The sequence below is a fragment of the Acidobacteriota bacterium genome (assembly GCA_035529075.1).
Classification (GTDB): Bacteria; Zixibacteria; MSB-5A5; order GN15; family FEB-12; genus DATKXK01.
The window spans coordinates 35,361-50,275 of sequence record DATKXK010000018.1; the positions used below are offsets into that span (position 1 = coordinate 35,361).

Genomic DNA, 14,915 nt, shown 5'->3' on the forward strand with positions numbered 1-14,915 from the left:
GCATTTTCAAGAAATGCTGTCAAGGCCACTCTGTCAATATGTGATACTGTCACACGCTCAGGCTGTTGGCCGGGCTCAGGCTAAGAGTAGTTGCCTCATTAACTACGTCGTTTCCAAAGGGAATCTACCAGGTCTTCCATCTGAGAAAGGCGGTCTCTGCACAGATCACACACGGGATGGTCAGGGTCGGTCATAGCCGGGCCGCACCCGTTTTCGCATTCCCACACTTCAGTCCAAAGGTTCTTTACTTTGTCCCAGCCAGAACTATCCTTTAACATACTCCCCTCCCTTTCAGTGGTTGCTCAGCAGCCACCACACGATATAAACGATGATGAAGATCCCCTAGGATGATTGCGGCCTGCGCGAAGTGACCTTAGCCCCAGCGCGTGGCCCCCGCCCACAAGAAAATACGCCCGAGAGGAATCGAACCCCTAACCTTCTGATCCGTAGTCAGACGCTCTATCCAATTGAGCTACGGGCGCATTCTTACAGAACTTTAAGTACGAACATCAGCCGCCCCTTGTCAACCTCTTTTGAAGCAGCCCGGTTCAACCGGCCCAGACGAAATACAGAATCAGGGACGCCACCACCACAATGATCGCAAAGATGCCGAACAACCACCGGGCGAGGCTTTTCCGGCCCCGGGTCTTGCCCCCGACGTCGGTCTCGTCCTCGTTCTCGTTCTCGGCTTCCCTTAATTTGGCCACCCAGATGTCCTCGGCCTGAAGTACCTCGGGCGACTCCGTGCCGAGGGTGAAGACCTCGACCTCGGGGATGGGTGATTCCTTGATCTCCTCGACCTTGATAACGACGACGGTGACGTTGTCGCTGCCGCCCCGGTCGTTGGCCATCTGCACGAGGTCGTCGGCTATACGCCTCAGGCCGTCTTTTCGGGCCTTGTCGGCGGTTTCGAAGATTTCGTCGTCATCGGCAAACCCGCACAGGCCGTCGGAGCAGAGGATAAACACCTCTCCGGGCTGGACCTTGACCAGGCGGTAGTCGACCTCGACAGTGTCCCTGACGCCGAGGGCCCGGGTGATGACGTTTTTGGCGACCAGCGAGCTGGCCTCTTCCTGCGACATTTCCTGGCTCTTCTGCATTTCGACCAGCCAGGAGTGGTCTCTGGTGAGCGGCTCGAGCGCCCGGTCGGTCAGGCGGTAGGCGCGGCTGTCGCCGACGTGGGCCACCGACATGACATCGGCCTCAAACGCCACCGCGACGATGGTTGTGCCCATACCGGACAGCCCGGGATCGGCAACGGACCGGCTGAAGATACTTCGGTTGGCCAGGCGAATGGACTTGAGCAGGAGGTCGCCGCCGGCCGGCAGAGTGCGGTCGAGCTTGAGCGCCTCGTCCTGAAGCAGCGGCTTTTGGAACTTCCGGAAAGCCCTTTCGATGGTTACCGAGGCGGTCATGGAGGCGACCTCCCCGGCCTGGTGGCCGCCCATGCCGTCGCAGACGGCATAGACGTTGTTCGCGCTGTCCAGGTGGAGGTAATCTTCGTTGCCCGCGCGGACCAGCCCCGTGTCAGTCTTTCCGACAACCTGTAACTTGGGAAGTAAACTCACTACCTGTCCGAATTCCTTGCCTGGCACACCCTGCCGGTACGCATACCCGGCAGCAGACCGACGGTTGAATTTGCCATAATATCGACAACCTCCCCTTATGGACACAACAAAAAATGGCTAAAAAAAGAAGCCCCGGCCGGGGTCGGCCGGGGCAGAAAGGCATTGGTGATAAGAGGAGAAGCTATTTTACAAGGATCATTTTCCTGCTCTGCACCGCGTACTCGGTCACGAGGCGGTAGAAGTAGATTCCGCTGGCCAGGGGCGAAGCGTCGTACGCGACCTCGTGGGGTCCGTCAGAGAGCGCGCCCAGGTCCAGGACGTCAATCTGGCGGCCAAGCACGTTGTAGATTTCCAACCTGGTCTGCGAGCGCATGGGCAGGGTAAACGGGATGGTGGTGGTCGGGTTGAACGGGTTCGGGTAGTTCTGATTGAGCGTAAACCCGCCCGGCAGGGCCGATTCCGGCTCGTCGACGTCCACCAGCGCCATGGTGATGCTCATACTGCCACTGATCTTTTTCGTCGTGTCGAGATGGGAGAAGACCGTGTAATAGACCGTATCCACCGTAAAGGCGTTGAAAATGGGTACGCGGACGTCGAACGAAACGGGCACCACCTCGCCGGAGTCGGCGTATACGGCGGTGTCCGGAGCCGTCGCTTCCCACAGGAACAGGCTCGGGCCGGTAGCGCTGTCGGGCACGGACATGCTCAGCGTGACGCCGTAGAAATCGATGCCGTTGCCGTCGTTCTTGATACGCACCACAACGTTGACGGTGTCGCCCCACTCCACGACCCTGTCAATGGCCGGCTGATACAGCGTCGGCATGATCGTCCCCGTCGCCGTGAGCGTGACGGACTTGAGCGCGTTCTGCGACCACGTGTCGTCACCGGCGGTAACAGTAGCGGTCCTGCCGTTGATCTTGAATATGATCTGCTCGTCGCCCACGGCTCCCTCATCGAGGGTCTCCGTTCTCGGATCGTCGCCGTAGACCGGGAAATACCCGAATATGCCCTCGCCGGTGGACGTATCCTCGCGCACGAAATCAACGCCGCAGTAAACACCGGACTGGTCAAAGGCCTGGATTACCGACCCGATGACCAGCGGGTTGCCGTTGTAAGTCGACGCGTTGGTCGTATCGGCAAAGCCCGTGAAGAACGGAGTCGGGTGGATGTCCTGTGCCTGCAGACCGCCTGAAAACGCGAGAATCAGCACCGCGGGGAACAGAATTATTGTTATCAGTTTCCTCACATTATCACCACTTTTCTCCATCCGGCCGGAGCGGACTCCGGCCGGATGTTCATCGCCTAAGGCCTTTTATTTCAGCAACAGCATCTTCTTGGATTCAGTGTAGTTATCGGCAGTCAGGCGGTAGAGGTAAACCCCTGAAGCCACCGTCTCGCCGTTGGTATCGCGGCCGTCCCAAATGACGCTATTCTCGCCGGATGCCGCCTGCCCGTCAAACGGGGTGGCGATCAGCTCGCCGAGAATATTGAACACCTGGAGCTTGGCCTGGCCAGCCGCCGGCATGGTGAACGTAAGCGTCGTAGCCGGGTTGAACGGGTTCGGGTAGTTCTGGCCGAGCGAGTATGTTGTCGGCACCTGACCGTCGGAACCGGCCTTGGCCGACAGGTTCACGACCTCGATACGCGCACCGTTGCCCGTCCACTCGAACAACTCCTTCGTCTCGACGCCGTTGACTTCCAGGTAGAACGACTGTCCGGCGTTCAGCGGAGTGCCGTCACCCGCATAGACCGGCATGAAGCCGAAGTGGCCGTCGGCGGCCAGCGTGAAGCTGCCCACCTTGCTGCCGTCCGAAGCGGCGTGCGCGGTCACCACTGAGCCGGTACCGACCGTCCGGCCGTCAAGCTTCAGGTCGGGCGAGTACAGGTTTACCCAGTTGGTCGACAGTTGGATGTCGGACGGCGCTTTGGCCGCCACGGTGCCGCGGCTTCCGCGCTGCTCGCCGGGAGTGGCGAACGGACCGGTTACGTCACCGCCCGGGTACCTCAGGGTGGCGTTGTCGTTAACCTTCACCCAATAAGCGGCGCAGGGAGCCATAGCCGTCAGGCCGTTGTAACCGCCTGCCGGCTCCCAGATCTCGATATCGCCGCCGGTCGGGAAACCGTAGACGAACTCGATATTGTCAACAATGTTGGCCAGCGCGGTCGCCGGGGCGAGATTCTCTTCGGGCAGGTAACTGACGAGGTTCCACCCGGTGGTCACGTCGATAGGCGCGTTGGTGGCTACTTTGAAGCCCTCAATCGACAGCGTCAGCGAGGAGCCGTCCTTAATCCTGATCCAGTAGCCGCTCAGGTGGTCGACCTCCCAGAGGGTCGAGAACATCGGCAGCAGCGGATCAAAGATCAGGCCGCCCTGCTCAAAGCCTATCACGACGTCGATGGAGTCCCAGTACGGGCCGAGGACGTCGCCTATGCCGTCGGACTCGGTGTCAACGTTCCAACTGACGAGGTTCCAGCCCTCGACCAGTTCGCACACCTTGGTCTCCGTCAGGCCAACCGTCAGGCAGACCTCGATCTCAAGTTTATCCCCGAAAGGATAGGTCACCACGTTAGGAGTGACGGCCTCGATGTCGTTGACGAAGAAGTAAAGAGTATCGCCTGCCTCGGCACCGGGATCACCGGTGGGCGTGGCCCCGTACACCGGCATGGAACCATAGCTGCCTTGTACGGTGACGGGCACGTGCCCGACCAGCAGGCCGTCGCCAAGGCGGACCTCCACGATCGAGCCGACCGGCATCGCCCCGCCAAGGTACGTATTGGCGCCGCAGTAATAGAAGTTGGAGAACGGTGTCTCGAACGGTTCATCCGTCGGATCCAGTTCGATCTTCACGCCTTTGTCGGTCGAGCAGTTCAGGCCTTCGACCTTGCTTGGGTAATACCCGTCCTTGTAGGCCCAGAGGTCAAACTGGCACTCGGTGAAGTCAGAGAAGGCAAACGAGCCTATTTCGCCCGAGGCCGTTGATCTTAACGGGACCGTGAACGGGAACTCGCCCGGGGTCCACATCTCGATGGTGGCGCCTCCGATTGACGAACCGTCCGTCGAATTAACCACCCAGCCGCAGAAGTATATGGCCGAGGTGTCAACGGTGATGGCACCGTTGATGACTTCCGGTATCTCCGTCTCGATCCCCTCGCCGCAGTTGCGCTGGAAGTACAGGCCGGTATCCAGATATGTAAACTCAAGCGCGTAGTCACCGGGCAGTGCGTCGCAGGACACGGAGAAGTGAAGGTTCAGCCAGTTCCGCAGCGAACCGGGCTCCAGCGGGGCGCCGGTGCCGACATCGGCCGAAAAGTTGGCCAGGCCCTCGACGTTGGAGAAGGTCTGCGCCAGGCCGAACCCGCCCAGGACCGACTCCTCGTATGAAATCGAATCCAGATGGAATATCGGCGGATCGGTGTCAAAGGTCGGCCAGGTCAGCCAGGCCGACATACCGTACAGGTTACAGTCGTTGGTGAAAATGACCGGAACGGTCACCTTGCCGCCCGGACGGACCGAACGGCTCTCCACGATCAGCGTATCGGCGCTCGGCGGAGGGCTGACTTTGACCTTCACAATAAACTTGGCTTCCGATGCGCAGGTGCTGCCACCCACCACCACCGACATGAACGTCAGCGTATCTTCGTATTCGCCCTCGTCCGGGAACATCCGGCTGTAGGACAACGATACGGCCGACGGCGTGGTCCCGGTGCTCTCGGGAAGGATGAAATAGCCCGGGTACAAGACGTTCCAGTACAACTCCGCTCCGGAACTGGTCAGGTTGACCGTGGCGTTGAAGGTCACGGTCGAATCCTCGAAGATCTCAAAGTAGCGCTCCACGTCGTCCAGTACCAGCTCGGGGCACGGGGTGATCTCGAGGCTGACCTTTACCCAGGCCGTGTCATCGGCCTCGGTGGAAGTTACACGGACAGAGTCGAGAAACGTCCCGGGGGCCAGACCGTCCTTGTAGCGCTCCACGTCGTCCAGTATCAGGTTGATTCCGACCGTGACCTGTCCGGGAGTCGTGCCGGTGGCATCGGTCAGGACAATCCACCAGGCATCCGTGCCGGCGGCGTACGGTATGGCGGCGTCCAATTCCTCGCTGACGTCGAACGTCTGGGTCGGCACCGACACGTCGCCTTCATTGGCCGTAAAGGAGAGTGAGTTGGGAAGCGCCACGAGCACCTTCGGCCTGTCCTCGATGGTCAGCTTCACGTACACCGTCACGGGCTCGATGTCGTCGGCCCCGGCCGGAGCGGCCGCACCCCCGAAGATCGTTTCCGAGACCAGGATGGAGCCGATGTACTCGCCAAGCGGCATTCCGGTTACGTTGATGCTGAAGTAGATCTTAGCCGGAGTTGTGTACTGCGTGACATCGGGCAGGACGATCCAGGAATCGGCCGTCGAGATGTCGAACACCACCTCACTGCCGTCAGTGACCGCCACGTCGAATGACTGCGGCACCGGCGGTGGGATCTCTTCCTGAGTGCTGACTCTGACGGTGTCCGGATCAACAACAAACTCGATGAGTTGCGGGAATTCGATGACGGTACCGTTCGGCAGGGCCGCGAACAGGCCGGCCGACGGGCCGTCGTTGTTCTGCTCAGGATCGGTGAAACCGGAGGCGAAAACCACTGCCGCGCCGCCGCCGAGACCGGTCAGGTCGGCCTCGTAGGAGGCCAGCACGGTTGCGTTGTCATCGCCGGGGGTAATGTCAAGTATGTAATTGGAGCTCCCCACGTTCAGGTAATCGGTCATGTCGCCGTAGGCCAGGTCCTCGACCAGCGGCACGCCGTCGCGTACCAGGATGTCCACGGTCGGCGCGTCCGTGATACCGTGCAGCACGAACAGGTCGGTCACTCCGGTAATGCTGCCGATTTCCCGGGCGTTGTCCTTAGTGAACACGGTAAGCGTGATATCACGGCCGTCCGGGTTCGGCAGGAATCCGGTAGCCGGCGGCACAACACCGTTGAAGACCGCCACGTATGCCACGTCCGGAGTGAGCGTAACGGGGTAGCTGAACACCGAAAGGGGTCCCGCATTCAACTCGAGGTTGATCTCGATCCCGGCGCGGACGTCGATAAACGGAGTAGCGCTTCGGAAGGCGAAGCTCGCGGTGACAAGGTTGTCATTGACGTACAGGTCTAATCCTGTGGCGGCCGGCGGATCGGCCGCGTTGTGAATAAGCTGCAGCCGCGCAAACTGGGGTGCTTCAACGGTCAAAAGCACGTGAACCCACAGCGGAGAGTTCTCCGCCGGACCTTCCACCTTGACGGAGTCTTCGTACGGCTCTGTGGCCGCCGAAAGGCCGGAGGCATCAACTCCGATGGTGACCACGCTCGGTGTCGTCGGGCCCGTCTGGTCCACGGTTATCCATGAGGCGGTCGTCGTGGCGGCATAGTCAATTGTGGCCCCGCCTTGCTCGATTACCAGCACCGGTTGAGTCGGCGGATTGGCGTCGCCGGCAATGGCCGTGAACTTCAACGTATCCTTTGACACCTGGAGGTATTTGAGTGACGGTGTCACATCGAGGTTGATGGCCACTTTTTGCGGTGGGTTGTCCGCCTCTGCCGAAGATACGACGACCGTATCCTTATAGAGTCCCGGTGCCAGGCCGGTGATGTCTATGTCAACGGTCACCGTCGCGGGGGTCGACCCGGACGCGTTCGTCAGACCAACCCAGGCTTCCGTCTTGGTCGCGGTATAGGGGATGATCGCGTCGCCGGCCTCGGAGACGTCAAACGACTTGCCGGCCGGATCCGCGCCGCCCTCGACCGCGCTGAAATCCAGCACGGCGGTGCTGACCTCCAGTATTTTCGGGGGCACGTAATCCGGGTCGAACACGGTATAGCACTGCTGGCCCGACCAGTCCGGGGCAATCTGAGGGAATAACTTGGTCAGCGGTGCCCATTTCCAGGTGCCGCCGGGTTCGTACCAGGACGAATCGATGCAGATATGCTTTCCGTGGTCCGCCTTCCGGCTCTGGATCGGTATAAAGAAGCCCACGTTGCTGGAATTGTCAGGGAGACCTCCGTCTTCGGACAGAGCAACGCCACCGATGCCGATGGTGTCCACATCCATACCGCCGAGGTTAAACTCATTGATAAAGAACTGATCGAACATGGCCTTGAAAGCCGGATCGACCTTGGACTGAGCGATAATGGTGTCGACGATAGTCTCAGTGACCGGAGGAGGGTACGAAATCAGGCTGATAGTAGTGTCGTAAGTGGTGTCCGCGTAAGGGTATGTCCACTGCGCACCATCATCTGAAAAGACGCGCCAGCCGTTGGTGATGTTGTAGTTGGTCCAACTGTTTAGGCTGGTGAAACGAAATGCGAACCAGTGTTCCTCTCCCGCCAGCAGGGTGTCGGGACCGTGAAGGCCGGTCACGGCATCGAGCGTCACTTCGGTGGTCTGACCATAAGCCAGACCGGACGAGAGAAGCACCGTAAACAGACCGATAAATGCTACTACTCGTTTCATTCGGCTCTACTCCTTCTTATAGATCTTACAGTTTCTATTTCTAACATCTATATTTCTTCACGTGGTGGATTGGCACCGAAGTGAGGCGAACGGCCTGCCCAGGCGGTAGTGGGCCGTCCCGCACGAGTAACAGCGACACCCGTCAGGAACCGGACGCGGGGAACGCCGCGACACCGAGACCGGTATTTCCTGCCTGCGAAGGCTTGCCGGTCCTCCCGGGTCTCGCTTGATCAACAGATTATCCTCCAGCGTTATTCAACCATGCCCGCGCACAGCCTGCGCCGGTTATGTTAGACCAAGAAAAGGGAGTAGAAGAGGCTTTGCAGTAAACGGTGCAAGTCTTGCTTTTTCCCCTTATCAACCACGCTGAATATACGGGATTCTCCGCCGTTGTCAAGGCTTTATGCGGGCTCAGGCTTGTACTAAATGCGCACAGCTACGGACTGGAGCGGGGGGTGGTAGCTCGTTGCCGGAGAAACAGATAAGCCAGGACAACCACCGTCCCGAGCAGGTCCGCGACCAGGTCGTACGGGTCGGCAGACCGGCCCGGTATGAACTGCTGGTAGTACTCGTCCAGGGATGCAAAGGCGGCGGCCACCAGCAGGGCCAGCAGGGCGGCCGGACCGGCCGTAACGGCCGAGCCGAGATGGGAAAACGATCGGTACAGGAGAAAGGCAAAGACTGCGTATTCGAGGAAATGCGCAATCTTGTCCACGGCGACGACTTCGAGTTCCGGCGCGGGCAGATTCCGAATCGAGGACAGCACGATAATGGCTCCGGCACACAGTATGGCCGGAGAATGGTACAGGACAAACTTTCTGAGCATTACGCATCCCGTGCTGGCGTGATATTCCAGGGTATCCCTAAGGCTGGCGAGTCCCGGAGTCAAGCTCAAAACACTGCGTTGCACCGGCCGCCGACGGCTAAGTTTTTAAGTGGTTGCCGGGCGCGATTCCTGTTAAGTAGCACTTCGGATATGAATGGGTCGCAGTACGATATTGCCGGCGGACTTAGCCCCTTGCGCAAACTGGGCCTGGCCGCCGTGACCGGGCTCGTGCTGGTAGTGAGCGGGTCCCTGGGGTTTGTCGTGCTGGAGCGGATGCAGCCGCTGGATGCTCTCTATATGACCGTTATCACTCTCTCGACGGTCGGTTTCGGTGAGGTAAGCCCGTTGCATCCGGCGGGGAAGCTGTTTGCCATAGGTCTCATCTTTGTAGGCGTCATTGTGGCCGGGGCAACGGTGTCCTTCATCGCTCAACTTGTGCTCGAAGGGCAGTTCAAGGAACTGGTCGTGAGGAGGAAAATGGAAGCCAAGCTCAGGAAGCTGTCCGGTCACTTTATCATCGCCGGTTACGGCCGGGTCGGCCGGCAGGTGGCCAGGGAGTTTGCCCTTAAGCGGGTGCCGTTCGTTGTTCTCGAGAACCATCCCGGCGGAATCGCGCAACTCGTTTCGGACGGCCACCTGTTCGTGCAGGGGGATGCCACCGACGAGGACGTTCTGACGGCGGCGTCAATTGCGCGGGCGCGCACGCTCATATCGACCCTGCCGAACGAAGCTCAGAACGTTTACCTGACTCTCACCGCACGACAGATGCAACCCGATCTGAACATCATTGCGCGGGCCGACTTCGAGGAAGGGGAGAAGAAGCTCAAGCGGGCCGGTGCGGACAGCGTCGTCATACCGCACATACTCGGCGGCATGCGCATGGCCAAGGCCGCCTTGCAGCCCAACGTCGTGGACTTCATGCAAATGACCGCGCTGGGTGATGAGGGGCTGCTCGTTGAGGAACTCGTGATTCCGGAGGAGTCGGAACTGTCCGGCCGCTCATTGATGGAGTCTTCACTGAAGAAGGAGTACGGGGTCACGATCATCGGGATAAGGCAGCGCGGACAGAAGATGAGCGTGAATCCGGGTCCGGATACGGTTCTGAACGCGGGTGACGTGCTCGTGCTGCTGGGCCACACGGAGCACCTGGAGAGGTTGAGCCGCGACTTGCGCGGCTGATGTTTCTGTGCAAGTAAGCCTTTCCAGCGCGGTCGGTTAGCCTGCTGATATGCCAATTCTGCCGTCAGTTACGTGGGCGGGGGCAAAAAGGCCTTGCCGTCGGGCCGGGCGGGGTCTATGTTATATAGTTAGGCTGTTTTTGAATCGATCCGCCGGCTTCATGCCGTCAGAGCGGCGCTGGTGGTAAGGGACAAATACTAAATCCGAACAACCGGCCCGAGAAATGTATCTGCAGGACTGTTGTAGTAGATAGGTAAGCAAAGACGAGTATTGGTCCGTCCCCAGTGGCCGGTCTGAGTATTTTTGGGCGGACCGCAACATATGAGACTGGAATGTCAGGAAAAACAAACAGATGGGTAGTGCCGGGAATCTTGGTTGGAGTAGTTCTCGGCGGCCTGCTCGGGGTATGGGTGCCGCGGTTTATGGAGGCAATAGGCTTCCTGGGCGACCTGTTTATCGACGCTCTTACGGTGGCAATCCTGCCGCTGCTGCTGACGACTATAGTGGTTCGCGTATTTCAGATGGGGAATCGGCAGAAAGTATCCGCGGTCACGGGCAAAGCCATTTTGTATTTCGCCGTTATTGGCCTTGTGGCGGCCGGCATCGGGCTGGCCACGGTTGAGGTTCTTCGCCCCGGTGAGGGCGCGGCGAGGGTCTTTAGTGATCTGTACCGGGATTGGTCCCCGGCGGGGGTTCTGCATCTGCCGGCCTGGAGTTACATCGGCCTGGTGGTGTTCAGCCTGCTCTTCGGCAGTGCCCTGAGCGCCTTTGGCAGCAGGGCCAGGACGATGACCAATTTCCTGGGTCAGGCCGATCAGGCGCTGACCAAAGTGCTGCGAGGACTCCTGTATGCAGCACCGCTCGGCATGTTCTCCCTGGTGGGCTCAATGATAGCCAGGGACGAGGTGACGCGTATCTCGATGGCCAGCCTGCTCCCGGGCAGCGGGCAGTCACAACCGGCCATAAACATGATTGTCCAGGCGGCCGCGGGTTATCTGCTGGCCGTCGTGCTGGCTCTGCTGATTCTGGCCGTGATAATCCTCCCTCTGACAGCTAAGCTGTTCGGAAAACAGCCTGTAATCAGGCTGTTCGGTTCTATGGCACCGGCCGTTGTCTCTTCGTTCGGGGCTTCCTCCTCATTGGCCGTGCTGCCGTTCACACACCTCGGCCTGGCCTCGAGGCAAACCCTGGACAGCCGGGCGGGCGCGCTCGTGGCCCCGTTGGGCCCCGTGCTCAACGTTGGCGCCACGGCGTTGTGCACGGTAGTGGCGACGGTTTTTCTGGCCCAGGCCTCCGGGTTCGAATTGTCACTTTTTCAGTATGCCGGCATAGTCATCCTGCCCCTGCTGCTGGCGGTCGGGAAGGTCGGCCTGCCTTACGCCGTACCGGCCATCGTTCTGACGCAGATCTCCGTCCTGGGCTTGCCGGCGGGAGCGGCCGCGGGCCTGGCCATGGTGCTGCTGGTCGACTGGCTGGTTGATCGTCTCAGGGGTGCGGTGAACGTCTGGTCCGATTCCGTCGTCGCGGTCGTTATCGCTGAGTCCTTCGAGTTCAAAACGGCTCGTGTTACGCACACCCGTGAAAGGGAGCGCCCGCCCATGCGGCCGCGGCGACCTGCCGGTCGCGGACGCGGCGAGGCACCCGCCCCTGTTCGCCGAAGGACCGATCAACGCGAGCCTCGGCGGGCCAGAGAGCACCGCCCGGAGGAGCGCAGGGGAAGGTCTCGTCCGGCGGGCAAAACGGCCCCCGGGGTGGCCTCGGGAACTCGGGCCCCGGCGTCCCAGGAGAAGCCAAGCCGGCAGGAAAGCCGGTCCCCGTTTGATATGTCGCCGGTACACACGCCGAAGTTGGATATGGACGTCACGGGTCCCGCCGACAGCCCATTGACCGGCGATAAAGCGGATGCAAGAGTCGCCGGCGCACGTGATCACGGCGACCGCCCGGAGAGAGGCTCGGCGCGCGGCGGCCGTCACCGGGGTGACCGCACCCACGGAGCATCAGCCGGCTCGCACGGCCGGCAGCCGGACCGTGGTCCGACAGACGACACCGGTTCAGGCAGGAGCGGAAGGCTCAGCCCCGAAACCATCGCCCGGGAACTCAAAAGAGTTTCCGAGCGGGATGACATCGAAGGCTCCGAAGGTTTTGAAACGGGCGGTGAATCGCACGCCGAGCCGGAAACGCAGCCGGTGCCTCTGACAAGTCCGGAACCGCCGGGCGACGAGCAGACATCGTCACGCGAGGCCGCCGGGCCTCCCGGGGACCGGGAGGAGACCGAGGCATCCGCCCCGGAGAGTGAGACCGTCGGTGAGACGGAACAGCCGTCCATACCCGAAGGGGTCGGTTCGGCCGTGCCGGAAAGTGAGGAGAAAGAGGCCGGTGCCCAGTATGGCCGACCCAGATCGCGCCGCGGTGAGAAATTCCGCAACGGGCACAAACCGCCCGAGCCGGGGGACGAAGAGATACCGGAAGCAAAAGACAAGTTCTCCCGTGAGGAAGTGACTTCATTCGGGAGAACCAAACGCAAGAAAACCCGGTAGTCGGCAAAACCAGGTTGGCATGCGGATCGTACAGTAGTCAGATGGCACGAGGTCGTGTGAGCGTATGAATGGACTGAAGGTTGCAATGCTCATGGCGGGGCTGATGGTTCTGTTCATGGCAGCAGGCTTCTTCATCGGGGGGCGAAACGGTCTGTATTTGGCCTTTCTGCTCGCCGCCGCCATGAATTTCATCACCTACTGGTACTCTGACCGGATGGTCCTGCGTATGTATCGGGCCGTCCGGGTTCATGAAAGCGATCAACCGCGCCTTCTGCGCGTGGTCAAGCGGGTGGTGACGCAGGCCGCGCTGCCGGAGCCGCGCGTATACGTGGTTCCCACCCGGGCTCCCAACGCGTTCGCCACCGGCCGGAATCCCGAGCATGCAGCCGTGGCCGTTACAGAGGGTCTGCTGGAACTGCTCAGCGAAGATGAACTGGAAGGTGTAATCGGGCACGAGTTTGCCCATATCCGCAACCGGGATATGTTGATCGGGACGGTGGCGGCGACCTTTGCCGGTGCCATTGGCATTCTTGCATCGATTGCGAGGTTCGGTGCCATTTTCGGGGGTTACAGCCGCGAGGGCAACCGCGGCGGCGGGATCGGTCTTTTGGTGACCGCGATAGTTGCGCCGCTGGCGGCTCTTGTCCTGCAGATGGCCATCTCTCGACAGCGGGAGTACAAAGCGGACGCCGCAAGCGGCCGCCTTACGGGCAAGTACGAGGGGCTGGCCTCGGCCCTGCAGAAGCTTCATCGCTCACCGATTCGGTTGAACCTTGATGCGCGCCCCGCCACGGCGCATTTGATGATTGCCAACCCGCTTTCCGGCAGAGGATTGGCCGTCATGTTCTCGACTCACCCGCCGGTGGAAAAGCGAATCGCCAGGCTTAAGGAATTGGCCCAGCAGGCACCGTACCAGTACTATGTCTGACACTGAGACAGCCGACGGCTCCGACATCCCGTTGCCCGAACGAAAGGCGCTTGCCGGGAATGGATAGTCGCCTGTTAATAGAGCTGCTGGCCATTCTCGCCCTGGTGCTGGCCAACGGTTTTTTTGCCCTCTCGGAATTCTCCGTAATTGCCAGTCGCAGAAGCAGACTCCTGCAAAAAGCACAGCGCGGCAAGATGGGGGCTACCAGGGCGGTTCGGTTATACCAGAATCCGGAGCGCTTCCTGGCCACCGTCCAGGTGGGAATCACGCTGGTGGGGGCTCTGCTTGGAGTTTTCAGCGGCGTCACTGTCGTCGAGAAGCTCAGAGTGTGTCTTGCGGCTTCGTCGATCGAAATCATTAGCCAGGCTGCCAAGCCGCTGTCCGTGGTGCTGGTCGTTCTCGCCATTACCGGCCTTTCGGTCATACTTGGGGAACTCGTGCCCAAGTACGTGGCCCTCTCCTTTCCCGAACGGTTTGCCCGGTACGTCTCCGGGCCTATCACGGTGTTCGTTCGACTGACGTCGTTTTTCTCCCGGTTTCTGGCCACGGTCTCAGTCCTCCTGGTCCGCCTGTTCGGGATCAGGCGAGCCCATACGGAAAGAGGCGTGACCGAGGACGAGATTAATCTGATGCTCGTCGAAGGTAAGGAGACGGGTGTTTTCGACCAGACGGAGCAGGAGTTCGTTCGTTCCCTGTTCGAGTTTTCTGATTCGACGGTTCGCCGTGCCATGAAGCCGCGCGCCGACGTGGTCGGCTTCGATATCGGCGTTGATCCGGAAGCCATGGTAAAGGCCATCGTAAAACACGGGTTCAGCCGGTACCCGGTTTTTGACGGCACGATAGACAAGGTAATCGGTGTGATCTACGCCAAGGATCTCATCGGCGTGGATACCAGGGCGGAGGGCTTTTCTCTCAGGCGGTTATTGCGCAAACCGCTCTTTGTGCCGGATTCAATGCTGCTGCCCACGCTGCTGAAAGATTTTCAGAAGGGCAAGAACCATATCGCCTTGGTGCTCGATGAGTTCGGCGGCACCTTCGGTATTATCACCCTCGAGGATATACTGGAGGAGCTTGTTGGCGAGATCCGCGACGAGTACGACGCTGAAGCCGCGCCGATAGTGAAACACTCGGACGCGATCGCCTATGCCAGCGGCACGGTCTGGCCGGGAGATATCAACGAGGTGCTTGACAGCCGCCTGCCCGAGGACGCGGCGGAGACGCTGGCCGGGTTGTTTATTGATACGGTTGGCCGCTTCCCGGGCAAGCATGAGTCCGTTCAGATCGCCGATGTCAGGCTGACCGTGCTGGCCAAGGATGAGAACCGGATTCTCCGGTTGAAACTCGAAAAAGTGGCCGATACTAAGGACAATTAGACGCCTTGGTGGGAGACTGGTACCGC

General features: G+C 60.3%; 8 protein-coding genes and 1 tRNA gene. 4 read left to right on the forward strand and 5 right to left on the reverse strand.

Annotated features, from left to right (window positions below):
- Window positions 1–408: 408 nt before the first annotated feature.
- From VMY05_11760 to VMY05_11780, 5 genes are all read right to left on the reverse strand, one after another.
- Window positions 409–482, reverse strand: a tRNA-Arg gene (locus VMY05_11760).
- Between the two features lie 66 nt (window positions 483–548).
- On the reverse strand, window positions 549–1,568 hold the full coding sequence (locus VMY05_11765; protein ID HUV31748.1) for a protein phosphatase 2C domain-containing protein: 1,020 nt from the start codon (window positions 1,566–1,568) through the stop codon (window positions 549–551).
- Window positions 1,569–1,749: 181 nt separating this feature from the next.
- Complete coding sequence (locus VMY05_11770; GenBank protein ID HUV31749.1) at window positions 1,750–2,814, reverse strand: T9SS type A sorting domain-containing protein; 1,065 nt, start codon at window positions 2,812–2,814, stop codon at window positions 1,750–1,752.
- Between the two features lie 66 nt (window positions 2,815–2,880).
- The gene (locus VMY05_11775; GenBank protein HUV31750.1) at window positions 2,881–8,046 is read right to left on the reverse strand and encodes a DUF4397 domain-containing protein; all 5,166 of its coding nucleotides are present in this window, start codon (window positions 8,044–8,046) and stop codon (window positions 2,881–2,883) included.
- Window positions 8,047–8,482: 436 nt separating this feature from the next.
- Window positions 8,483–8,872 (reverse strand): VanZ family protein, encoded by a 390-nt coding sequence (locus VMY05_11780; protein HUV31751.1) that lies wholly within the window; start codon window positions 8,870–8,872, stop codon window positions 8,483–8,485.
- Between the two features lie 150 nt (window positions 8,873–9,022).
- On the opposite strand from VMY05_11780, the gene VMY05_11785 reads away from it, so the two are divergent.
- From VMY05_11785 to VMY05_11800, 4 genes are all read left to right on the forward strand, one after another.
- A complete protein-coding gene (locus VMY05_11785; protein ID HUV31752.1) occupies window positions 9,023–10,051 on the forward strand; it encodes a potassium channel protein in 1,029 nt (342 codons plus the stop codon).
- Window positions 10,052–10,422: 371 nt separating this feature from the next.
- Complete coding sequence (locus VMY05_11790) at window positions 10,423–12,588, forward strand: cation:dicarboxylase symporter family transporter (GenBank protein HUV31753.1); 2,166 nt, start codon at window positions 10,423–10,425, stop codon at window positions 12,586–12,588.
- 64 nt (window positions 12,589–12,652) lie between these two features.
- The gene (locus tag VMY05_11795; protein HUV31754.1) at window positions 12,653–13,516 is read left to right on the forward strand and encodes a zinc metalloprotease HtpX; all 864 of its coding nucleotides are present in this window, start codon (window positions 12,653–12,655) and stop codon (window positions 13,514–13,516) included.
- Window positions 13,517–13,575: 59 nt separating this feature from the next.
- A complete protein-coding gene (locus VMY05_11800) occupies window positions 13,576–14,889 on the forward strand; it encodes a hemolysin family protein (protein HUV31755.1) in 1,314 nt (437 codons plus the stop codon).
- Window positions 14,890–14,915: the final 26 nt, after the last annotated feature.

Coding starts and splice junctions, on each gene's coding strand:
- VMY05_11775 (HUV31750.1), bottom strand. CDS start 8,046: ATGAAACGAGTAGTAGCATTTATCGGTCTGTTTACGGTGCTTCTCTCG.
- VMY05_11780 (HUV31751.1), bottom strand. CDS start 8,872: ATGCTCAGAAAGTTTGTCCTGTACCATTCTCCGGCCATACTGTGTGCC.
- VMY05_11785 (HUV31752.1), top strand. CDS start 9,023: ATGAATGGGTCGCAGTACGATATTGCCGGCGGACTTAGCCCCTTGCGC.
- VMY05_11795 (HUV31754.1), top strand. CDS start 12,653: ATGAATGGACTGAAGGTTGCAATGCTCATGGCGGGGCTGATGGTTCTG.
- VMY05_11800 (HUV31755.1), top strand. CDS start 13,576: ATGGATAGTCGCCTGTTAATAGAGCTGCTGGCCATTCTCGCCCTGGTG.